Origin of the sequence: Lysinibacillus capsici (assembly GCF_020217405.1) — a bacterium.
Lineage (GTDB): Bacteria > Bacillota > Bacilli > Bacillales_A > Planococcaceae > Lysinibacillus > Lysinibacillus capsici.
This window is the reverse complement of the sequence record NZ_CP084108.1, coordinates 2,137,054-2,159,700: the sequence shown is the minus strand read 5'-3', so window position 1 is coordinate 2,159,700 and position 22,647 is coordinate 2,137,054. Positions and strand designations below refer to the sequence as shown.

The following is a 22,647-nucleotide window of genomic DNA, read 5'->3' as shown; positions in this document are numbered from 1 at the left end:
TATAATATTTTCCATATTTTTCAATATAATAGATTACCGTAAACCACTTTCAAACGAATGAAAGGCACTAGAAAAGGACACGTCGCTAGACGCATCCTTTAGCTTGTAAAATTTGTTCTATTGGAAATTAAAAATCCATGTCATCGACCCAGTATTATTGTTAATATCTGTGTAATCAAATGTTATCTGCGCTTCCCCAATACCATTCTTCTGCACATTTAAAGAAACATGTCCTGAGGGATTTGGACCTGTGATCGTTGCAGTAGCAATATTGTCATCATTGCTTCTCGGATTGCTGAAAATGACAGTAGAATTATTTTCTCCTGTTATGGCTACCGTCAAATTTACATTAGTTGACATCATATAAGGTCCATAAATTGTCCCACCATCAACAAATGGTGGTGAAATATTAACTCTTGGTGTATCTGGAATAGTAACCGTTACGGGTGCTGACTTGTAAGCTACTACTCTAGTATTATTATCCACTATTTTATAGTTTACCTTTACATCACCAGCTGTAACACCTCTTATAGCCCCTGTACTTTGCTGAATTGTTGCAGCTCCTGTACCATTTGTTACAGTCCAGATGATGGATTGTCCGACTCCTAGAGGCGTGAAATTAGTTGCTGCTGAGCCCCAGCCAATAACTGAATAAGGTGCTGGCACCATGGGTATTGCAGCTACTGCTGCTTGTGGATGAACTGTCACAGTTGCCGTACCTTTTTCAATTACTACGCCATTAGCATTCATTCCTACATACGCAATAACGGAGCTACCTGCACTTATAGCTGTTACTTGGCCAGTTGTAGCATTCACTGTCGCTACACTTGTGGGTTCAGCTACAAAACTTTTGTTTGTTGCTGTTGCAGATAAGCCTGCTCCTACTGAAGCTGTTATCACTTCGTCCATTTGCAGTACTTGCGAATATGTTGGGCTTTTTTCTGTTGCCTCATCATATACAGTGAGACTCACAGAATTCATTTTACCATTACTACTAGTATACGAAATGGTTGTTGTGCCCGGTGTGTGAGCAGTAATTTCACCTGTACTAGAATGAACTGTTGCAACACTAGTATTGCTTGATGACCAGGTTATGGTGCCTGATTCGGTTGTTTCTGCTGTTCTACTAGTAGTCTCTCCCAGTTGTAAAACAGATGATGACGTTCCTACGCCAGTAATCGCTGCACCATTGCTATGAGTCACTGTGAAAGTAACTGAAGCCGTTTTTAGTCCATCTACTGTTGTTGCTGTTATGGTCACAGTCCCTATACCAGTCGCTATTACTTTCCCCTGTCCGTTAACAGTTGCAACGTTCAAATCTGATGAAGACCATCTCACAAGTTTATTTGTCGCATTTGCAGGTACAACCGTTACTGTTAGTGTCTTTGTTTCACCAATTTGAAGATTTTCTATTACCTCATTCAATGTAATCCCGACTACAGGAATTACACTTGGGGTTGGTGTAGAATCTGGGGTTGGGGTTGGCTCTGGTTTTGGTTCTGGCTTTGGTTCTGGCTTTGGTTCTGGCTTTGGTTCTGGCTTTGGTTCTGGCTTTGGTTCTGGCTTTGGTTCTGGCTTTGGTTCTGGTTCTGGTTCTGGTTCTGGTGTTACTTTATCAATCTGCTTTAAAAACCGAGACGCAACAAGGGCAACTTGTTGTCTTTCAGCTATTGCTTGTGGATTGAAACGATTTAATGTATCGCCTGTCATTAGGTTTGATGCTACTGCAAAACCTACCGCATCCCTTGCCCAAGCAGAAATTTTATGTTGGTCATCAAAAGTAAGCTGCTCCCCAAGGACCATAGATTCGCCACCTAATGCTCTAGCAAATAGAGTAGCCATTTCTTGACGTGTTAAACCTGAGCCAACCCCGAACTTCCTATCACCTGTCCCATTTATTAATCCAGCTTTAACTGCTGCTTCGACAGCTGGATAAGCATAATGAGTTGTTGGAATATCGGTAAATGTTGGAGTACTTGGAGAGTTAGTTAGATTCAAATCCAGTGCTTTCGCTAAAATTATAGCAAAATCTTGTCTTGTAATTGCTGATGTTGGTCTAAATTCACCATCTGGATAACCATTTATAATGCCTTTTTCCACTAACTCGTTGATAGCATTTTTTGCATAGGAATTCTCAATATCAGAGAAATCAACTGCAGCAAAGGTGACTGTATTTACTGAAAGAAATGAAACGACAAAACTTGATAAAAATACTATACTAATTATAATATTTTTCAAAATAACACTCCTTAGTTTAGTTTGGAATAAGTATCTTTCATCTTCAATTATTAATTTTATAGCCATTTAATGTCGTTTCTATTAACAAACGTTAATAGTACTGTTAATTATTAACAGCATAGAATTATTCGTTGCTTGTGCAGCGACTTCTCATTTTACTTAGAGCTTTATCATCACAAATTACTTGTTAAATTGTATCCCTCCTATCAACAAACTCATCTAGTTTTAACAGGTCTTCTACAATAAGTATTCTTTACCTATTACTTTTTTTCCTTCTGTAATTCAATCCATCCGTTAAATATATATTAATGGCAAAACAAACAGTAATTAACGCTTACTTTCATATTCAATATATGCTTCTTCGGCAGTGGTAGATATGATAGTTTATATCCTACTGACTTAATACTGTGTTCTTGCTAGTGTGTCTCAACGTTTTTTCAATGCTTACAGGTGCCATCATCTGGTCTGTTTAACCCTGAAAATCAATTACTAAAAAAAGTAAATATACTAAATCTTTTCAAGTTCAGTACGATAACAACTATGGAACTAAAAATGTGAATGGGAAGGTGACAATTTATCATGATGACGACAAAATTTTTTAACATGCAATATTTAATGTCACGTAGATCCTCGTCTAAGTATTATGGGTTGACGCGACAAATGAGCAAGGAAGTTAAAGCTACATCAAAAGAGGATCAAGAAAAAATAAATAATGTAAATAAAATTCTTGAAGAAAGTAAAACTTCTAAACTATCTAGCAAACAAATTGAAACGTTAAAAAGCGCAGTAAAGCAAGGGTTATTAGGATCTAGTTCTAATCATTTAAGCCCATTAGGTATGTATAACTATAAAAAATCAATCGCAAGTTCGAATTCAAACTTACATTCAACTTTGAGAGCTTATCGAAATTCTATCTAGTTTTTATACACCCTTTAACCTATTAGAGGGTGTTTTGTCTTGTAAGGCTGATTTCATATCATGGTATTCAATTAACCAAAGTCGAACATCATGGATGTTTTTAAATCCTTATCCCCTTTTAAACGTCCACTATATAAAAAGGATCACTTTCCTATCAGTGACCCTTTCAACGATTATTTAAAATTCTGTGGTTTTACCACTTTAAATGAAGCAACTTCCCCGCAGTTTTTACAAAAAGTCATTTGGAGTGGTGACCCTACCGCCATTATTGCTCCTATAGGCCTTATATTGCCCTGGCTTGTAGTACCTCCCACCTGTCCAGTCGTAAATTTATCTCGACCACAAGCCTTGCACACTAATTTTTCATTCTCCATCTTATCACCTCATTATGTAATTTATGTAAATTATAGCATAAAAACCTTTAGTATGAGCGACGAGCGGTCTGCCCCATCAAATGATTAGCATTAAGTCATATTCTTATTATTCATTTTGTTAATTCTTGTAGAGTGTAAATGAAACGGTTAAAACGGAGGAAAAAACGTTTGAATTTCCTGATGAAATTCAAAAAGTAATTGTGATGGGACAAGGGGCAAATCGTGAGATAAAGAGACGGACTATTGAACATGCCGATGACATCGACAGAATAAAAAATGCCCTGCAAATTTCAACTGAATCCCATACCAATATAGGGCCATTATATAAGTTGAAAGTGATTGATGAAAATGGCTGGAAGGACTTGATCGATGTATGGTATTACGAAAATTAACAGTGGCTGCTTCCTTTAAATCAAGACAAAGCTTTGAACGGACACATAGATTGAAAATATAGATACCCCCATTAGGAACCAACCATAAACTGTTCGCTGTTTTTGGAATTCTTGAATGCCTAGAGTGAACATGAAAAGGCCTAAGAACAATATCATGAGGTAATTCAATTGGAAATCTTGTGTGATTAGTCCGTAAACGGCGAGAGATATGCCTGTGATGGAAAAAATAATTTTTAAACAATTTAACATAATTCTCCACCTCCCCTTTTAGTTTATCATACACTAAATAAAGCTTATAGCTAACTAGAAAGACATTGGCATAACTATATTTCCATAGAAAAAGGCATATGCTCATCCGCAGATCGGCATATGCCTTTATTTTTCAAACTCTTAACGATCCACGGAAGCCTCTTGCTGCGTAGTAGGATTCTGCCCCATTGTGGTACATAAAGACCATGTCATAGCGACGGTCGCAGAAGATGGCACCGCCGAGTTTGCGAATGTTGTCAGGTGTTTGTACCCAGCTTGATGTTTTTAAATCGAACTTGCCAAGCTCCTGTAGTTGGCGATATTGCTCCTCTGTTAACAGCTCAATGCCCATGTCCTTGGCAACGTCCATAGCCGTATTTTCAGGCTTATGATTTTTTCTAGATTCCCATGCTTCACGGTCATAACATAAACTTCTGCGACCTTTAGGACTTTCCGCAGAACAATCATAGAAAATGAACTCGTCCGTGTTTGCATCATAGCCTACTACATCTGGTTCACCACCTGTTGCTTCCATTTCGTGGAGCGACCATAGTTTCTCCCTGTTAGCCTCTAGCTTAGCTTGGACATTTGCCCAATCAAGCCCTACATGACGAGATGTATTTTTCTCGAAGCGAACTTGCAAAGTATTGATCAGTTCCTCGGTTTGCTCTTGTGATAATTCCTTCGTTGACATTGTTGTCTTCCCCCTCACTTATTTAAATGACAAGCCTACTTCTTTCAATGATGATCGCATAAACGGTAAGGAGGCTGGTCCAATACCATGCATTTTTAAGATATCCTTTTCCGTGTACATAGATAGTTTTTCCAACGTATCAACACCTGCGTGTACGAATGCATTTCTTGCAGGTGAACTCAGCTTGGAAAGGAAGCCACTGCTAGGTTTATTTTCCTGATCACAGGTAGGACAGCTTGGACAATCTGTGCTTTTGTAAAATGGATGTCCTTTTTCACAAATTTTTAACCTTTTTTCTGCCAACGTCATCCCTCCAAACCTTATGCTTTTGTCCATTTTACCATATATCAATCTAGGGGATTGCTAGGGAAACTTAGAATGCCTCTATTTGTTGATCTGTTAAGTTTTGTGCACCGAGGTATTGAACTTTCGGTACCCCATCCATATATTTCACCACAGCATATCTTTGTATCCCTGGTTTTAGCCAAATTCGTGCTTCCTTAGGCCAACTTGCAAAATCCTGCGCAAACATTTCCTCTGATGTAATATTTGTATCCTTTGAGAGCGAGTATTCAGTATGATTAAATTCATTATCTAAGATGGTCACATAGAATAAATCGTCTCTGACTTTATAGACATCTTGAAAATGGCGGTCAATCGCATCGAAATAAAAACCAGTTGGATAGATATAAAACTTCCCTGCTTCATAAGACATAATGGACTGGCTCTCTCTGGAAGGGAAATTCATCTTCTCGATAGCTAAGTCAACGCCAAATGTTTCTTTGTATTTTGCTTTGACGGAGGCCCCATCAAACACCATTTCACTCATGTCTGAATACTCATGGTCGAGATTGGACTTTTGAATAACATCTAACACTAAAGATTGGACGACTTTTTTGTCTTGATGATGGATGCGTCTCTCTGTATGAAATTCCCCTAAGGCACTGACGATTTCTTCCCTTTTCTTCTTTTCTAGCAATGCTTCTTGCCCAACAATACTATTTACGCTCGGTGCAAGGGCAGCAAGGACTGTGCCAACATTGCTAGCTGGACTAGTATAATCGAAACCATATTTTTTCTCAGAAAAATTACTAATTAATATGGAACGTTCCTCTCCAGTATATGGGGCAAAAGCTGTGTCATATGTGGCTTGATCTGTTACTTCACCATTTAAAAAATAGTCGATACCCTCAACATTGTTATTATCCATTGTATAGCCAGTAATAACTAACTCCATTGCTGAGTTAGTTGGCTCCTTGGCATAAATCCAGATCTTGTCAACCGTAGTACCTTGACTTGTTTGATTGGAGAACATTTTGATGAACGTTCGACCATCCTGACCTTTGACTAAAGACACATTCATATCACAGGCTGAGCAGACCAATTGATCAACTTCACTTGAAAAAGATAGAATAGCGCTTTCACCGTTCGTATTTCCCGTCCAAACTTCTTGGATATAATTATCCTTATTTCGATGTGTATATGCAGATAATGGGTAGTCTACTCCCTTCATGAAGGCATAAACCTCCTGAACCCCATCATTATCAAAATCGATTAATTCTGAATATAAAACGCCCTGATTATACTCATTTTCAGCAAATGTTTGCATATCGTATGTATAGCCTATTGTCTCAACAGCCTCAGATAATTTCTCATATAATTGACGATCTACCAACTGCTTTTCCTGTGCCAACTTAGATGCCGCTTCTTGTTCGGCGCTAGCCTCGACCCCAGGCTCCTCCTTGGATTGATTTGAACATCCGCACATCAATACCATGAGGCATAATAACAACCAACTTTTTTTCATATTAACATTCAACCTTTCAACACTATGTAATATCTATGTAATTTTTCTACATTTACTACTTTATACCAACATAAGGGTGCTGTAAGTAATAAAGTTTTGATATACCCCTTTGCTAAAAATGATTTAATCCAAACTCTCTATATAGAATTGCTGATCCTTTCCTTCTAAATAAGAAGAACCCCGTTCCAAGTTAGGACGGGGTAACAGTAATATGCTTTCTTGTTTCATCAATAGCACTCGCTGAGATTAATCATTTCCCTCTAATTTTCTGCGTTTTAGCACATAGAAAGGTCTCGTGAATTCCGTCATTTATATTTATTTAAAATTTCTGCTGGAATATGACAGTAATCATTTGGACATCTGGTTAATCTATCCTGATGCTCCTCTGCACTTCTGACATAGTTTGTAAGGGGCAATACTTCAACCATTATAAGCTCGTAATCATTTCGCTCTCTTAGAAATGCCCTCGCCTCTTTTAAATGCTCAGGATTTTCACTATATACGCCTGTTCTATATTTTTCGCCAACATCCTGTCCTTGTCTATTCAAACTGTAAGGATCAATGATTTCGAATAAATAGCCCATTAAATCTCGAATGGATACAACTGTTGGATCAAACCTCGTTTTTACACATTCAGCGTATCCATCATAATCGCCCTCAAGCGTACGACTTGTTCCATTCGCTCTTCCCGCTTCTGTAAACATAACTCCTGGTAGCGTTTTGATAAAAGCTTGTACGCCCCATAAACATCCACCTGCCAAATATACTACTTCCATCATGACTCTCCTTTTTTTCTACTATATATCAAAATACTAATTTTATTAGGATCCTATTCATAAAGAAAGGCACTCATCACATTCTTTACTAATGGATAAAAATTATTAAACCTTAGATAAATGTAACGAATCGAGTATACCAAAAGAATTTTTTTACAATATGTCTGCGCTGTAGAAGTATCAATATGAAAAGATGTAACTACTTCTTAACATGTATTACTTTGTAGCCAATAAATAAGATGAAAAACCAAATTGGTGCGACATATAGGGCAACACGCATATCGGGAATAAACGCCATTAGCACAATCACCATTAATAAAAATGCAATAGCAATATACGTAGAAAGTGGGTAAAGTGGAATTTTGAATTTCAGTTTGGCTACTTCCTCTTTCGTTTTTGACTTCCTAAATTTCAATTGTGCAAATAAAATAATCATCCAGCTTGTAATAACTGCAACCGTCGCAACAGCAGAAATATAGATGAACACTTTTTCAGGTACTACATAGTTTAAGACAACCGCGATTAATAACACAGCTGAAGAAAATAAAATCCCTCGACTTGGACTACCATTTTTGCTTACTATTCTAAAATACTCTGGACCATTTTTTTGTACTGATAAATTGTGTAGCATACGTCCTGAACCGTATAAGCCACTATTAAATGCAGACATTGCTGCTGTAATGACAACAAAGTTAATAATGTGAGCTGCAGCAGGGATACCAACGTAATCGAAAATTTGAACGAATGGGCTACCTTCTGAGCCAACTTCGTTCCAAGGATAAATAACCATCATAACGCCTAGCGCCCCAATGTAGAAAATTAAAATACGCCAAACGATGTTGTTAATCGCTGATGGAATGGCCTTGCTAGGATTTTTTGCTTCTCCTGCAGAAATACCCACTAATTCAACCCCACCGAATGAGAACATAACTAATACGAGTGACATTAAAATACCATGAAAACCGTTTGGCATGAAGCCACCATGTGCCCATAAATTATCAAAGCCAATTGCTTCACCGTGGTTGCCGACACCAAAGAAAATAATGGCTAATCCTAGAACGATCATACCGATAATTGCCACAACTTTAATCATCGCAAACCAGAATTCGAATTCTCCATATGCTTTTACATTTGCTAAATTTACAAGCGTCATCATCACAAGGACGACAAAAGCAGTTACCCATTGTGGAATATCTGGAAACCAGTAGTTAATATATACACCGACTACTGTTAGTTCTGCCATGCCCACGACAATCCACATGAACCAATATGTCCATCCAGATAAGAACCCAGCAAAGCGCCCTAAATATTTATTCGCATACATACTGAACGAGCCTGATACAGGTTCTGCTACTGCCATTTCGCCTAATGCACGCATAATGGTGAAAATAACTAACCCGCCAATTAAATAAGCTAGTAAAATAGATGGTCCAGCCATTTGAATGGTTGAACTAGAGCCATAAAATAAACCGACCCCAATGGACCCGCCAAGTGCAATTAATTGCATATGACGCGTGCTTAATTCCCGCTTTAGTTGTGAATCTTGATGATTATCTTTCATAATGCTTACTCCCCATGCGTTTAGATTTTCAAATACTTGCTCAAAAAAGGAATAAAAAAAACGCCCCTTTGGATTAACCAAAAGGACGATTCAACTCGTGTTACCACCTTTAATTTATAAGCAATTCACATTACTTACCTTAAGAAGTACGGTCATTTGACGATACTCTCGCACATGATTACGGGTGCTTACCGGCGTAGCCTACTTAGAATAATCCTTTCGGTACACAGCTCCAAGATGAATTCTCAATTGTTTTACATGCACCTCTCATCGACCGGTAACTTTCTGTTCGTAAAAATAATTGATACTACTTCTTTTCATAGCCTTTGTTCTATACAAATATTTTTGAATTGTTTTTCATTTTACAGAAAAAAAATAGTTTGTCAATATAATTTTAAAAAATTCTTCATAAACCGCATACATTACAAATGACAATAATAGCTAATTTCTAAACAGCCCTATGTTCTTCAAGTAATACCCCTGTTAGTTTAAGAAAAATATGACGTTCATTTAATAAGCGAGCCTGATAACTCTGTGTTATTCTTCCCCACTAAACTCCCATATATTTAAACCCTCAGAAGCTTCTGGTGCTTCAAAAAATTTAGTAACTTCAATAAACATCGCTTCCGTGTCAAAAGCTGCTCTTTCGGGTTGTTCATTATGCCTTTGCGCAATTTGAACCAAGCATTGCTGGTTATTTAAATTAAGGAAAATTAGTTGATGGTTTGCATTAACCTCAGACGCTATATCCAAAAACCATTTTCGCTGTTTTTGAGTATTACCTGGAAAATCCATTACTACATCCGTACCAACACTCAATATGTTTTGGACATGCTTTTTCACCATCGGCTTGAGCTGTGCTGATAATTTTAGATAGTCCTCAAATGATGTGATCTGATTGGGATAAAGAGAGGAAAGCCATTCATCCTCAGATAAAAGGACCGCATTTTTTTCTTTAGCCAATTGTTTTGATTTTGTTGATTTTCCTGCCCCCATTTTTCCACAGAAAAAGTATAGAGTCCCCACTTGTTTCATATTTTTATTCCTCCGCGCTTTTTTATTACCCTTGTAAAACTATAATTTTTGCAACAAGAAAAACGGATTCTACAATCAAAATCCGTTCTTTGTCATTTCTTATAGTAACTCTAACACAATATTTAAAAATACATTAGCTGATATGTTTTTGCTAAGATCCTATTCCAAGTGTTATGACGTCATCAAAAGCGTTCCATCGTTAAATCAGTATTTACTGAAACAGCAGCTTTATTACCTTTAGCAGCTGAAATCATTAAAGTGGATGGTTTAGATCTTTCGGTTTCCCCTGCAATATAGACATTTTTTTGAGTTGTTCTACCAACACCATCTGTTATCACTTTTCCATCTTCATCAATATCACAGCCAAGCTTCTGAGCAAACTGATTGGGGCGATAATAAGATGGGGCAACAAATCCACCCGACCTTATAATGGTTGCTCCTGATTCAAACTCTATTTTTTGTAAGTACCCATCATGACCTATGAGATCTTTTATCTTCTCTGATATAACTTTGATCTTGTGTTTTTGTAACTCCATTTTACCTTCTCTAGATAAGTGAGCTCCATTCGTTAAGACAACCAAATCCTGTGACCAATTATAAATTAACTTGGTCAAATGCAGTACATGCTCTTCTTGTTCTGCCAACACCACTAATGGCTTATCCTTTTGCTCCCAGCCATCACAATACGGACAACTAAATAGACTTTTCCCATAAAACTTTCTTATACTTGGCATAGTAAATATTTCTTGAACACCGGTGGCGAGTATGATTTTTTCTGAAACAAATTTCTGACTCGTAGATGTTTTGACAGTAAAACGCTCATTATCTATACCCTTTATTATTTCAGTAACTGTCGCATTAAGATAGGACACAGACGGGTAATTCTCCAACTCTTTTAACGCAATATCTTTAAACGCTTGTGGTTTTATCCCATCACGCGTAATAAATCCATGTGACGCCTGTGTCACTCTATTCCTATTTGTCCCATCATCCATTAATGCAATATTTCTCCTAGCTCTTCCTAAAGTTAAGCCAGCACTTAACCCAGAAGGACCTCCGCCTATAATGATACAATCAAGAACAGTCATTTTTACCTCCGCAATGATTTGCTTTTCTTTTGAATTGTAATTTGCATTTGAGAACTACATTATTTCCTACATCATGGATTTCCATTCTTTACACACTAATAACGCGGAGTTTTTGTTTATTTTACATTAAAAAAACGCATTCCTTTTTAAAGAAATGCGCACAATTAGATAGCCATCAACGAAGGGCGAAATTAGCATGTCTCTATAGACAATGGAAGATGATTAAGTCCCTTCATGGGAGTTTAATTTCGTTATTTGTGAGTTAAAGGTGTTTCTGGTCTATTAGAGCAATATTTGCAAGTAGGGTCACTACATTTTGATTCAGTCCAACTATTACAATTGGGACAAAAATAAGAATCAAAATCATCGTAATATACTAAATTATAGTTACATTTAGAACATTTATCTTGTTTAATTTCACCATAAAATTCAAAATCATCTATCATCACTTTGCCGTAGCCTTCGGTTATTTTCATAAACAACCTCCTTGAAACTATTTAATCGATAATTGTGTAATTAATAACCATTCTAACATATATTATCCAAACATTTTTTAAATATATTACATTTATTTTCAACACTCTACTTCGTTATGTGAATAAAAAAACGTGCAAAAATTTTTGAATTATTGATAAAATTAAACCATTAATCTATTGGAGGGCATAATGAACACGAAACAATTAAATGAGCAATTTTATGCAAAGAGAGAACTTGTTGGTACTGTCGATCATTGCATATGTGAGGATTGTATTTTTTATGCGGAGCAAATTATGAAAAATAATACGCTTGTCGCGTTTTTACATACTAAAGGCCTTGATCCACGAAAAGCTAATGAAGTTTGGTGTTACATGGAGAAAGATGGATATAAACATTACACGATTGATTTTTTTGAAGTATATGCAGATAAAGAAGAAACGCATACTGTTGGCAACGCAAAAATCATATTTTATGTCAACATCTACGCTGAAAAAGAGCAGCTTCCATATGGATGCACAATAGATGCTGTTTTTAAAATGTAGTGTAACTTTAAAAATCTCCAAAGCATCGTTTTTGAACCTTTCGTTATCTGGCCCGTTTGTTGGACGCAAGTCAAACACTACCACTGGTCTTCAAGTTAAGACTTTGTTAGTTGAAGCGTATTCAAAACATGGCATTATTTTATTAATTTTTCTCCTATTAAAATTTCATAGAGATTTTCTGAATCTTGCTTTGTTAATTTCACATAATTATCACTATCCGTAACCATTTCTAAATTTTCACCATTTTGGCTAACTCAAAGCGAATAAGAGGCTATTTTGTTTTCGCTACTGATCTTAAATGGAAATTGAAATTGGTAGTCCGCATAGCGTGCCATTTCTACTTTTTTATTTATCCAATTAGCATTTTTCACTATATCAATCGCTTTTTCCACTTGTTTTTTTGATTGACTTCTTTAAAGTCTTCAAAAATACTTTCTTCACCAGTTCGTTTTTGTACAGTTATTTTTTGTCCAACCATTCAAACAACCCGAAGTAACTAACAAAACAGCTAGTAGAGAAAAAAATAATATTATTTTTTTCAACATGTGGACTCCCCATATATTATAGTACTAAACTACTCGGTTAGTTTAATAAAGAAAAAAAGAGCTGCATTTGCAACTCAATAGTAGTTAATTAATGCGCCTATTACATAATCGCTAGTAACGATGCAAATTTTCTATAAACGCCTCTGATTCATCAGCTATTCGCTTATAGTCAATACTGTGAACATAATGTGAAGAATCTAACTCAATTAATTTACCTTTATCAATTCTATTAATAAAGTCATTTTGAATTCCATTCCACTTTTGATTGTCAAAACCAGTCCCCTCACCATTCGATGAAAACAAAAGTATAGGAATGTTCGGCATTCCAGCTTTTTTGACTTTTTGTGCATTTGCTTTTATGTGATCTATTTCATTTACCATATCTTTAGTCAATGTTTTTCGATAAAAAATTACTTTATACAACTCTTTCTCTTCGTCTGTTAAATTCCCATATTTTATTGCGTCACTTTCTGATAGTTTTGGAATCCATCTGATCAAACCAGTCTTAGCAGTAAAAGCACCTAATCGAACGAGGAACATATTGATAGATATTTCTTCATATACAGCAGGAACAGCCATATCTAATCCAATAATAGCTTTTATTTCATCAGGGTAGTCTTGCGCCCATTTCAAGGCTTCAATGCCAGACATCGAATGAGGGAATAAAATATATGGACCTTCAATTTCTGATTTAAAAAGTGCCTCTTTTGTTTCAGCTAGAATTGTATCAATATCTCGGTCAATATCTGTGACTTCGCTAAATCCATAACCTGCCTTTTCAACAACAACAATTTTATATTTATCGCTTAACAAAGTATAAAGAGATTTAAAATCTAATGCAGGTGAGCTCGTACCACCACCAGACATAAAAACAAGGGTATCTTCTCCTTTTCCTTCTGTATAAACGTGCATTTGATGACCATTAACTTCTACAAGTTGCCCAGTTGGAACAAATCGTCCCTCTTCTTTTGATAATTGTATTTTATGATTAATAAAGCTCAAAGTAAGAATCAACACCAATAATGAAATAATAATTGTAAATATAATTAACATAATGCGTTTAAATCCTCTTTTCATATTTCTCACCTATATTTTGACTATTTCACTGCCATCAATCGTTCCTGCATTTTATACACAATCAAGTTTCGGTCCTTTTACACACGTAATATTTCATAACTGCCTGAATGGTTAAAATGAAACTAATCAAAGTCGATAATAAAAGCTCCATTGCTTCATGCTGATTCCATAGAAGCCCATATCGCATGAACAAATAAAAACCGCTTGCCAATGCATGGCAGGCAAATAGACTTCCCCAGATCACTGCCTTTGACTTTTTATAAGCATTACTGCCCCATAAATATTTCATATACAAAAAACAAACAACACCTATACCTATAATAAACAGTGATGTCTGCGCAAAGGATGTTGTCACAGCCATCGCTTCTTCATGCGGCATATCCACATAGAGAAGGTTTCCAAGGTGAATTATGTTAAAGCTCAATAGACAAATTAACACATATAAAAACAATAGCCATTCGGCGATTATCATGAACCATTTCATTATTGCCTCAACCATCCTCGTCTAATAACCTTGTATTCTCTTTATTTGCTAAATATCTACAAAAGGGACAATAATGATCTCTCGCTATGAAAATCGCACGGTACATTTCTGACCAGGGAATGGTCTCTTCACAGCCACCACATTCTACATAAAGATCAGGTAGTAAACCCTTATCTAACAAGACATCCCACTGCGTGTTGGTTAATTGATCAGGTCCATTTGTTATAACATCTATCATGATTGCCAATACTTCCCCATCATAAATTCGATTTGACTTCACTAATTCTGTTAAATAAGCCATACATTCAGTTGGTTCACTTATGATTTTTTGCTTTAGCTTTTCCCTTAGCATGTAACGCCCGCTTTCTTTTCTAACTTTACTTGCAAACCTAAAACACCACTCTCTAATTATGTAAAAAAATAAAAATTAAGTAAATAAAAACCTTCTTCTATAAAAATAATTTACAAGTATGTTTTCAGCATTTTTTAGAACCATAGGGTAAATACCATTTCTCCTTTCTGCCAGCACACATATTATAGGTTGTAGAAAGGAGGGATTTTCAGTGGGATACAACGGAAACGTAGGTAACATGAACAACAGCTGCTATTATGGCGGCGACTCTGGCGGTGGCGGCTATTACGGTTCAACATTCGTATTAATCGTCGTTCTATTCATTCTTTTAATTATTGTTGGCGCTTCTTTCATGTACTAATCATCCCAATTAGCACCTAACCTTTTACAGACTCCTAAAGTTTGTAAGGTCATACTAGCTATTTTATAAGGGTCACTTTACCAGCCTAGTGACCCTTTTCATTTTCAGACAATCGTGCGATAATCAAATCTGAAATGGTAAAATTGAGGTGAATTCTACATGTTGAGAGTAATTAAAGCATTGCTAGGCATCGCATTGATTATGGTTGGCCCTTTGTTGATTGTCATTACGGTTGACGACACTGTATTTCTCAAAAATATATTATTAAGAAGCATTGGTGGTCTGTGCGTTTTACTGGGCGTTCATTTATTACATAGACAGTTTCATCCGAATTCATACACAAGTAAACCCACGAGCTCCAAATAAAGAGCACTTGGGTTTACTTAAATATTTAGAAAAATATTATTCCTTTGCAAAATATTTTGGGTCTATTTGAAGAAGAATTGTATTCATATCATAAAAATTTCCTGATTTAAATTTTTCCTCATGCGTAAACCCTTGTTGTTGTTGAATAAATGCTAACCATTCCTTTTCTAACTCACTACCACTCTTTCCGTAAACTTCCTCTAATTTTTGCGCTAGTTCTTTCTCGTTGTATATATGTTCAAACTTTTCGAGTCCGTAGGTATCAATTAAGTATTTAACAAATGATGCCGCATGCGTGTAGCTCATCTCCATCATGACTCGATTCTGTTCTTCACTTGAAAGTGCTGGGCGAAAATAGACATCATCTTGATTTGGATCAATTAACTTACTAATGGGAATTAACTTATCTGAATCCAAATAATGCTTCATGTATTTTTCAAAGTATAATTTATTTTTTCCATATTGATCCTCCATATAACTCGCAAAACCCTCTTGTGTAAAATAGCCATGGTCTGATCCGAAATTGTTGCCATAGCCCAGTAAAGAATGGGTCATTTCATGGACAAGTGGATAGGAATCTTCTTGAACACCAGTTAGTTCGATTTTCGATGCAAACCCCCAGGATAGACCGTCTTCCTTAAACCATACGTTAATGTGCTCAGATGGCGTGTAGGAAGTATGTATAGAATCCTTTATGTGGTCGTATGCTGTCACAATTTCATCCTTTATAGCCTCTACTTTTTCTTGTGGAACACCAATCTCATTCTTAATCTCAAAGGTTATCTTGCCATCCTTTGTTACGACCATATTTTCATCGTTTTGCTCTTCCTGTATTTGTTCTTTAGGTTGAACGGTTTCTGCTGTACAGGCTGTTAGTAGCAATGTACAAAGAAGGATTGTGCCTCTCCATTTAGCCATAACTACCTCCCAAAAAAGTAAAAAAGTATTTTCCAGTTTATACGAAACATAAATCCAAAAGTTTCATTTTTAAAAGAAAAATCAGGAAAATTAGACAAAATTATTTATAATGGTAGTAGACATGGGAAAAAGGAGGTCGCAATGAACAAAAGTACATGTATTCATTACAACCCACGCTATGGCTGGGATCTAAATAGTGATGCAAATTTAGAAATGCGGTTATTCGCCAAAGCACAACGTAGACAAGTAACTATTCTGAGCTATGGATGTGACTTAGATCATCACACCATTAAAAAAATTGCACGGCACTACCTCACTAGGAAAAAATCTAACGAAGCAGAAACAACAATCGAAATAAGGTACGATACATATGATGCTAATTCAAGTAAACATTTAGAAAGTCAATACTATTGGAAAACCTATTTCATTAGTGAAAGAACATTAGCTGCTTTCCTACAAGCGCTATATCGATTACCTGGTACACATATTCGCTGTGAATTTAATGTGCGGGGACATTTTGAAGTAAACCTAAATGGTGTGGAATTTTCTACACGTGTATTAAAAGCCCTTGATTATCCATCTATGTATAAGGAAGATTTAATCGGACGCTATCTTTTATTTATTGATACAGAATCACCTGACAATGAAATAATACGTCATAAAATACACTTGCTCCCTAAAGAGCTGCAAAGTCTCTCTCTTCCCTTAGACAGTTCACAGCTACAATGGGAACTATTAGTAAAGGACTGGATAATAGCCATTCTTCGCTATGACGTGTAAATTTTAACATATGCAAGATGATGGTCTATAAAACCAAGTAATCTTATCATATAAATAGAAGTAGTGTTAAGCGTATTCGTTTAACACGGCACCTCCCGATTTGTTACTAAGGGGCACTTCCAACCGTGTCCCTTCTATTTTTTTGCCTATTGCACACTTCCTCGCCATCCAATACATAATGATGGGACGTAGATTTATGTTAGAAGTTATTTTAAATTTTTTATCGAATACCTATGTTGATCAAAATATACAAGGCAAAATGATTGGTTCCACACCATTTAATATGATGAACCGTATCGCAGCTTATTTTTGCCAATCGACATGTCAGAAAATATCTTCAATTGTTTGTATAACCTATACTCGAACACCTTTACTTCGATCATACATACTTCATTCCAGAAAGGTAACAATACAATGCATTAGGGAAAGATCACAAAGAGGTGTTTGGAAGAAAATGAAAAAGATTTTACTGTTTTTTATATTCTCCCTTGTGCTAATTACTTCATCTCAAACAATACCCGCTTCAACAGCTGAACCAACACAGGATTCTGACGTGCTGAGATTGCAGGATTTGCTCATGCTTTTGCTTACTCCTTATATTAAAGAAGATTTGACCAATTATTATTCAACGATTAGAAAGGATGTTTCCCCTCATATTACGCCTTGGAAAATTGAAGTGATTGATACAAAAAGAAACCATTTCCGAGGCTTTCAAATGCAAATTACATTTGAAATTGAACCTACCGATGGCGGACAATGGATTCCTATTGGAAAGGATCGAATGACCTATGAAATTTCTTCAGGACCAGATGTTAAATTGATTCATCACACACATCTCAAAACGTATAAATATCTGCCTGAATAATACCTTCCCATTAAAATCATAGACTTGTCCCTTTATTGAATGTCGTGCGTTTTTTTTCATCTATGGTAGATGTAATCATAAAAGCACCCCGTCAAAGCTAGATTTTGTGTCTTACTTTGATGGGTATTTCATCGTTATACTAAACTTCGCTGTTCGTAGACGACTCTATTTATTTCCTATCTCTTATTTCTTCTAGTATTTCTATTATGCGATTGTTTTGCCTTTCAATCGATTTTAACTTTCTCTCTATTATGCTTGAAGAGAAAAACACAATTAGTACAATTGCTATTCCAATTAGTAAATCCATTTTAATTCCCCCACTGTTTATTTATGTCATTTCACTTCATCCTACATAGATTTCAAAAGAAAAAGATGGCTCTATATGGAGGCCATCTTTAAGTAAAGTATCCATGGTTGCGTGCTAATTGAATGCTAAACAACGATGAATTAACGAATTCGAGCCTTGCGGAAGCCGTCGAATATACTGATTGCCGCAGATACAATAAATATAATGATTATGCCGCCAATTAGCCATATTTCAAATTGCTTAGTAGATGTGGTAAATAAATTACTCATGTATGCGATACTTTCTTGGTTCATTAAATTCGGATTACTTACTATCACAATGAATACAACGGTTGCGAAAAGCTCCACAATTGTATTAAAGATTGCCACCTTTTTCGTCCATTGCCCTTTCAGTAGTTTGTAGAGAGCTAACCCAATTTCGAGAGCAATGACAACGATCACAATGGGCCAATAACGAAGTAAAACATCCTGATTTAAAGCTGGGGTTACGAACTTGAGACCCTCTCCACCACCTTCATATATACCTAAAAGATGATTTGCATAAAAATATAGTGTTGCCCAAATGGCCGTCCACATTAAATAGCCAAATACTTCAAGCTTGGGAATTGCTTTTTTCTTCGGAATATAAATGACGGTTTTCAAATCCTCAGGAGTCCATTTTTTAAGACTTGCTGATAATGGATGCTGCTCTTTTCCTTTATCTGTTCGTTCCAAAATGACGAATACAAGTGTTAGCCAGAAAAAGACATGTATGCCTACTTCAATGATTCTCCATATTCCTGCACCCATCATATTGAGGACAACATTCATAACTGCTTCTTCCCCACCAAATCCAATAAAATATTCAGCAATCAGGGAGATGACCGCAATAACAGCGGCAATGGGCATAATCATTTTTAGTAGCGAGAGGTATACATCAAAATAGCGAGGGCCAATTAAATGCATTGGTTGATCACGATAACCACTCGCTAACGCCGCTGGATTCCCTAACTTTTCCAGCACTTCCTTTACATCATGCTCATTGTAATCATCAGGCAGCATATCCTCAATGGTTGATTGTAACTCAAGTGCAATATCCTCACGATTTTTTTCAGGCAGCCTCCGCGTGACTTCTTGAATATAAATTTCAGTCAGATTCATCTCTATCCTCATCTCCTTTTAGTAGCTCATAAAGTTCTTTTGAATTATTAATCCATTCTCGTTTCAATTGCAAAAAGACGTCTAATCCATATTCACTTAATACATAATACTTGCGGGGTCTACTCTCAGAGGTATCCCAGCTACTTGTCACTAACTCTTGTTTTTCTAAACGGCGAAGCAATGGATATAAGGTACTTTGATCGATGTTAATGCCCGAATCTTCTAATAATTGAACAAGTGAATATCCATACTGCGGTGTTCGTAATTGGCTTAAAACTGCTAATGTCAGTGTTCCTCTCCTAAGTTCTGTCATTAATGAATTCAGTAACGTACTCATTTACTCACCTCAATTTCACTTACTATATGACATACACTGTATAACTTATACTATGTATCGTACACTATTGTTGTTACAACAACAAGCAATTTTATTTTCCTTTATAGAAAAAAAGCTGTTTTTCAACACAGGAGTCTTTGTCTCTTTTACAGATACTTGCTTTCTACCAATTAAAAAGAAAGGGCAAAATTGATAGCAACCACGTTCCGTTAATTAAAGGTCCAATCACTGTATTATCGTCAAATTTCCAATACATAACATTTCAGACATTAGTCTGAAGACAATCATTGATGTTAGACGTTATATTGTATTTATACTTTTTAACGATAAAAGTATGAGGAAAAATCCTAGACAACCATTACGTATAGAAAAAAATTACTACTAAAACGTTCAAGTATCTTAATTTATAAAAACTATACGTAATGTGTTTGTTAGATTTGTACTTGAAAAATTACCAACAGGTAGAACATCTTGTACAACGTAGCGTACAGTGATGTTTTTTTATGCGTTTTGCTATGAGCAAAAACTGTATGTTCAGACCGATTAACTATTTATTAATAAGGAAATACAAATGTGTCGAGGTGACTTCTATGAAAGAGAAAATGCATTTTACAATTTTAAGTAACGATTCAACTGACGGAGATGGAGGTTACGGAGTAGGTACCCTTGATCTAAATAATGTAACGTCAATTATTATAGATTGTGAAAAAGAGCACGTGTTTATAGATTTAGAAGCCTTACACGGACGAAGTAAAATTGAAAAAAAAGTTCGTTTTTCACCTGATCTAGCTCATGCTAGTAGCGATTATTATCGTTATTGGATAGTTTGGGTAGCGATTCAGGTTAATCAAAATGGCCCCTATTATGCGGGATGTACCGCAAGTGAAGTACGGGTATCAAAAGAAGAACGTCGTATTAAGCTTGGCTATAAATCTTTGCCAGAGCAGGTAAATTTTTTAGATAAGGCACTGAAAGGGAAATTTCTCTTGCAGCATATGGATAGTCATTCAAAAAAGCTACTTTTTCAGTTTTTATCTGAATTTAATGAAGCGTATTGGAAACACTCACCCGAAGAATTAAAACACCAGTTGTCTGTATAGGAGGATTTATAATGGCATTTGTAATTACAGAATTATGCAGGGATGAAAAAGCGGCTATCTGTTTGGATGTTTGTCCAGTAAATTGCATTGTTATGACAGATACCCAATATGTAATTGATCCAGACCTTTGCATTGATTGTGGAGCTTGTGAATTAGTTTGTCCAGTAGAAGCGATTTATTTTGAGGACGAGTTGCCTTCTGAATATCAGTCAGCTACCCTGCTAGCACGAAATCATTTTCGAAATTAGCATTGTCTTTATCTCTATAAATTGAATAGAAGGAAGAACAAGTCGATTTCCTATACAATAAGAAATCGACTTGTTCGTATGGCTTATTTGATAATGACGAATTTAGCCTAACTGGCGTTTAAATTGTTTAATGGCGAAAAAATATGCGATGACTATGATGCCGATGCACCACATAAGAGCGGGCCAGATATCATTACTCACAGAGCCTTCATATAAGAGGGCGCGAATTGCATTGACGATTGAGGTAACGGGCTGGTTCTCAGCAAACGCACGGATAATTTTAGGCATGGTTTCCGTGGGAACAAAGGCCGAACTGATAAAGGGTAGGAAAATCAGCGGGTACGAATAGGCTGTTGCCCCCTCCATAGACCCTGCTGCTAATCCAGGAATGACTGCCAACCATGTCAGTGCTAGCGTAAACAGCCCTAGTATGCCAGCTACCGCAAACCAATCCAAGAGATCCGTACTAGAACGGAAACCCATCAAGAACGCAACAAGGATAACGACTACAACAGTAAGCGCGTTGGAAATAAGCGAGGCCAACACGTTAGCCCACAATACAGACGACCGCTTGATGGGCATGGCGATAAAACGTGCCATCAGCCCACTCTTTCTATCTGTAAACAGCCGCGCGGAAGTGTAAGCGCAGCCCGATGCAATGGCCATCAATAAGATTCCTGGCAATAAATAATTAACGTAGTTGGCTGTACCTGTGTCTATTGCGCCACCAAATACGTAGACAAATAGTAGCATCATGATAATTGGCGTAATCGCCACCGTGATTATTGTATCAGGGCTGCGCATAATGTTACGCATTAAACGCCCTAGCAATACCCCTGTTTTACTCTTCATTTAAATCTCCTCCTTTTTGCCAATGATGGCGAGGAAAATGTCCTCCAATGTTGGCTGCTTCTCAATGTACTCTACTTTTGCTGGCGGGAACATCTCTTTAAGTTCTATCAGAGTACCAGTCGTTATCATTTTTCCTTCATGTAGGATGGCAATACGATCCGCCAGTTGTTCGGCTTCCTCCAGGTATTGGGTCGTTAGCAAAATGGTCGTGCCACCATCTGCAAGCTCCTTGACTGTTTCCCAGACTTCCATGCGTGCTTCAGGGTCAAGCCCTGTCGTTGGTTCGTCTAGAAAAATAACTGCTGGCGTCCCAATTATGCTCATGGCGATGTCAAGTCGGCGCCGCATCCCGCCAGAAAAATTGTCTGCTCGACGATTGCCCGCATCTGTCAGGCTGAATCTTGCGAGTAGATTGTCTGCGGTTTGAGCGGGATTGGAAACCCCTCGCAACTTGGCAATCATAATCAGGTTTTCCCGCCCTGTGAGCATACCGTCTAAAGTGGCGAACTGCCCTGTCAGGCTGATGCTCTGACGAACATGATCTGGTTGGTGCTGGACATCAAAACCGCAAATCGCTACTTTGCCACCATCAGCCTTCATCAGTGTGGAGAGAATATTGATTATCGTCGTTTTTCCTGCTCCATTTGAGCCTAACAATGCGAAAATTTCGCCACGCCGCACCTCAAAATCCACTCCCTTTAAAACTTCCTTTTCTTTAAAAGATTTTTTTAACCCTTTTACAGAAATCGCATTTTTGCTCATCCT

Annotated in this window: 27 protein-coding genes and 1 other annotated feature; of the genes, 7 read left to right on the top strand and 20 right to left on the bottom strand. The window is 36.7% G+C overall.

Translation table 11 applies throughout. The features are described from left to right. Window positions 1-117: 117 nt before the first annotated feature. On the bottom strand, window positions 118-2,238 hold the full coding sequence (locus LCP48_RS10520) for an S-layer homology domain-containing protein (protein ID WP_225340931.1): 2,121 nt from the start codon (window positions 2,236-2,238) through the stop codon (window positions 118-120). Between the two features lie 660 nt (window positions 2,239-2,898). On the opposite strand from LCP48_RS10520, the gene LCP48_RS10515 reads away from it, so the two are divergent. Next, complete coding sequence (locus LCP48_RS10515) at window positions 2,899-3,156, top strand: hypothetical protein (protein ID WP_225340930.1); 258 nt, start codon at window positions 2,899-2,901, stop codon at window positions 3,154-3,156. A gap of 173 nt (window positions 3,157-3,329) precedes the next feature. Here LCP48_RS10515 and LCP48_RS10510 read toward each other — a convergent pair whose 3' ends face one another. From LCP48_RS10510 to LCP48_RS10465, 10 genes are all read right to left on the bottom strand, one after another. After that, window positions 3,330-3,530 (bottom strand): hypothetical protein, encoded by a 201-nt coding sequence (locus LCP48_RS10510; RefSeq protein ID WP_004228479.1) that lies wholly within the window; start codon window positions 3,528-3,530, stop codon window positions 3,330-3,332. Between the two features lie 407 nt (window positions 3,531-3,937). Then, window positions 3,938-4,054 carry a DUF3953 domain-containing protein gene (locus tag LCP48_RS23480; RefSeq protein ID WP_232735592.1) on the bottom strand — a complete coding sequence of 39 codons (117 nt, stop codon included), beginning with the start codon at window positions 4,052-4,054 and terminating at the stop codon, window positions 3,938-3,940. Window positions 4,055-4,304: 250 nt separating this feature from the next. Then, the gene (locus tag LCP48_RS10500) at window positions 4,305-4,865 is read right to left on the bottom strand and encodes a DUF4256 domain-containing protein (RefSeq protein ID WP_004228486.1); all 561 of its coding nucleotides are present in this window, start codon (window positions 4,863-4,865) and stop codon (window positions 4,305-4,307) included. Between the two features lie 18 nt (window positions 4,866-4,883). Continuing rightward, entirely contained in the window at window positions 4,884-5,174 is a 291-nt protein-coding gene (locus tag LCP48_RS10495) for an RNA polymerase alpha subunit C-terminal domain-containing protein (RefSeq protein ID WP_039884734.1), read from the bottom strand. Between the two features lie 64 nt (window positions 5,175-5,238). Beyond that, on the bottom strand, window positions 5,239-6,672 hold the full coding sequence (locus LCP48_RS10490; RefSeq protein ID WP_225340929.1) for a hypothetical protein: 1,434 nt from the start codon (window positions 6,670-6,672) through the stop codon (window positions 5,239-5,241). Between the two features lie 305 nt (window positions 6,673-6,977). Further along, window positions 6,978-7,448 (bottom strand): peptide-methionine (S)-S-oxide reductase, encoded by a 471-nt coding sequence (locus LCP48_RS10485; RefSeq protein WP_004228493.1) that lies wholly within the window; start codon window positions 7,446-7,448, stop codon window positions 6,978-6,980. 199 nt (window positions 7,449-7,647) lie between these two features. After that, window positions 7,648-9,009 carry an amino acid permease gene (locus tag LCP48_RS10480; RefSeq protein ID WP_004228495.1) on the bottom strand — a complete coding sequence of 454 codons (1,362 nt, stop codon included), beginning with the start codon at window positions 9,007-9,009 and terminating at the stop codon, window positions 7,648-7,650. 78 nt (window positions 9,010-9,087) lie between these two features. Further along, window positions 9,088-9,339: a binding site (T-box leader), on the bottom strand. A gap of 207 nt (window positions 9,340-9,546) precedes the next feature. Next, window positions 9,547-10,044 (bottom strand): P-loop nucleotide/nucleoside kinase family protein, encoded by a 498-nt coding sequence (locus tag LCP48_RS10475; RefSeq protein WP_225340928.1) that lies wholly within the window; start codon window positions 10,042-10,044, stop codon window positions 9,547-9,549. Window positions 10,045-10,226: 182 nt separating this feature from the next. Further along, entirely contained in the window at window positions 10,227-11,132 is a 906-nt protein-coding gene (locus LCP48_RS10470) for an NAD(P)/FAD-dependent oxidoreductase (RefSeq protein WP_004228497.1), read from the bottom strand. 251 nt (window positions 11,133-11,383) lie between these two features. Further along, window positions 11,384-11,608: a toprim domain-containing protein gene (locus tag LCP48_RS10465; RefSeq protein ID WP_004228499.1), complete on the bottom strand. Its 225-nt coding sequence runs from the start codon at window positions 11,606-11,608 to the stop codon at window positions 11,384-11,386. Window positions 11,609-11,797: 189 nt separating this feature from the next. Between LCP48_RS10465 and LCP48_RS10460 the strand changes: the two genes are divergently transcribed. Further along, the gene (locus tag LCP48_RS10460; protein ID WP_004228501.1) at window positions 11,798-12,151 is read left to right on the top strand and encodes a hypothetical protein; all 354 of its coding nucleotides are present in this window, start codon (window positions 11,798-11,800) and stop codon (window positions 12,149-12,151) included. 656 nt (window positions 12,152-12,807) lie between these two features. Here LCP48_RS10460 and LCP48_RS10455 read toward each other — a convergent pair. From LCP48_RS10455 to LCP48_RS10445, 3 genes are all read right to left on the bottom strand, one after another. Beyond that, complete coding sequence (locus tag LCP48_RS10455; RefSeq protein ID WP_225340927.1) at window positions 12,808-13,773, bottom strand: alpha/beta hydrolase; 966 nt, start codon at window positions 13,771-13,773, stop codon at window positions 12,808-12,810. Between the two features lie 61 nt (window positions 13,774-13,834). After that, the gene (locus tag LCP48_RS10450; protein WP_004228510.1) at window positions 13,835-14,257 is read right to left on the bottom strand and encodes a hypothetical protein; all 423 of its coding nucleotides are present in this window, start codon (window positions 14,255-14,257) and stop codon (window positions 13,835-13,837) included. Between the two features lie 7 nt (window positions 14,258-14,264). Next, window positions 14,265-14,609 (bottom strand): hypothetical protein, encoded by a 345-nt coding sequence (locus LCP48_RS10445; protein ID WP_225340926.1) that lies wholly within the window; start codon window positions 14,607-14,609, stop codon window positions 14,265-14,267. 238 nt (window positions 14,610-14,847) lie between these two features. Here LCP48_RS10445 and LCP48_RS10440 point away from each other — a divergent pair, with 238 nt between their 5' ends. Continuing rightward, entirely contained in the window at window positions 14,848-14,970 is a 123-nt protein-coding gene (locus LCP48_RS10440) for a YjcZ family sporulation protein (protein WP_081456919.1), read from the top strand. A gap of 402 nt (window positions 14,971-15,372) precedes the next feature. Here LCP48_RS10440 and LCP48_RS10435 read toward each other — a convergent pair whose 3' ends face one another. Continuing rightward, on the bottom strand, window positions 15,373-16,254 hold the full coding sequence (locus LCP48_RS10435) for a gluzincin family metallopeptidase (protein ID WP_202342820.1): 882 nt from the start codon (window positions 16,252-16,254) through the stop codon (window positions 15,373-15,375). A gap of 141 nt (window positions 16,255-16,395) precedes the next feature. On the opposite strand from LCP48_RS10435, the gene LCP48_RS10430 reads away from it, so the two are divergent. Both LCP48_RS10430 and LCP48_RS10425 read left to right on the top strand, forming a co-directional pair. Beyond that, on the top strand, window positions 16,396-17,034 hold the full coding sequence (locus tag LCP48_RS10430) for a hypothetical protein (RefSeq protein ID WP_004228524.1): 639 nt from the start codon (window positions 16,396-16,398) through the stop codon (window positions 17,032-17,034). Window positions 17,035-17,488: 454 nt separating this feature from the next. Then, window positions 17,489-17,899: a DUF3888 domain-containing protein gene (locus LCP48_RS10425; protein WP_004228526.1), complete on the top strand. Its 411-nt coding sequence runs from the start codon at window positions 17,489-17,491 to the stop codon at window positions 17,897-17,899. Between the two features lie 169 nt (window positions 17,900-18,068). Here the strand turns inward: LCP48_RS10425 and LCP48_RS10420 are convergent, their stop codons facing one another. From LCP48_RS10420 to LCP48_RS10410, 3 genes are all read right to left on the bottom strand, one after another. Then, a complete protein-coding gene (locus LCP48_RS10420; RefSeq protein WP_004228528.1) occupies window positions 18,069-18,206 on the bottom strand; it encodes a hypothetical protein in 138 nt (45 codons plus the stop codon). 140 nt (window positions 18,207-18,346) lie between these two features. Next, window positions 18,347-19,345, bottom strand: coding sequence for an HAAS signaling domain-containing protein (locus LCP48_RS10415; protein ID WP_004228530.1), 999 nt, complete (start codon window positions 19,343-19,345; stop codon window positions 18,347-18,349). Then, a complete protein-coding gene (locus LCP48_RS10410; RefSeq protein WP_004228532.1) occupies window positions 19,332-19,682 on the bottom strand; it encodes a PadR family transcriptional regulator in 351 nt (116 codons plus the stop codon). Before LCP48_RS10410 ends, LCP48_RS10415 begins: the two co-directional genes overlap by 14 nt. Window positions 19,683-20,272: 590 nt before the next feature. Here LCP48_RS10410 and LCP48_RS10405 point away from each other — a divergent pair. Next, window positions 20,273-20,782: a YwhD family protein gene (locus tag LCP48_RS10405; RefSeq protein WP_004228535.1), complete on the top strand. Its 510-nt coding sequence runs from the start codon at window positions 20,273-20,275 to the stop codon at window positions 20,780-20,782. An 11-nt stretch (window positions 20,783-20,793) separates the two neighbouring features. Further along, window positions 20,794-21,030: a DUF362 domain-containing protein gene (locus LCP48_RS10400; protein ID WP_009371104.1), complete on the top strand. Its 237-nt coding sequence runs from the start codon at window positions 20,794-20,796 to the stop codon at window positions 21,028-21,030. Window positions 21,031-21,132: 102 nt separating this feature from the next. Here LCP48_RS10400 and LCP48_RS10395 read toward each other — a convergent pair whose 3' ends face one another. Beyond that, window positions 21,133-21,882, bottom strand: coding sequence for an ABC transporter permease (locus tag LCP48_RS10395; RefSeq protein WP_225340925.1), 750 nt, complete (start codon window positions 21,880-21,882; stop codon window positions 21,133-21,135). Then, the gene (locus LCP48_RS10390) at window positions 21,883-22,644 is read right to left on the bottom strand and encodes an ABC transporter ATP-binding protein (protein WP_004228541.1); all 762 of its coding nucleotides are present in this window, start codon (window positions 22,642-22,644) and stop codon (window positions 21,883-21,885) included. Window positions 22,645-22,647 lie beyond the last annotated feature (3 nt).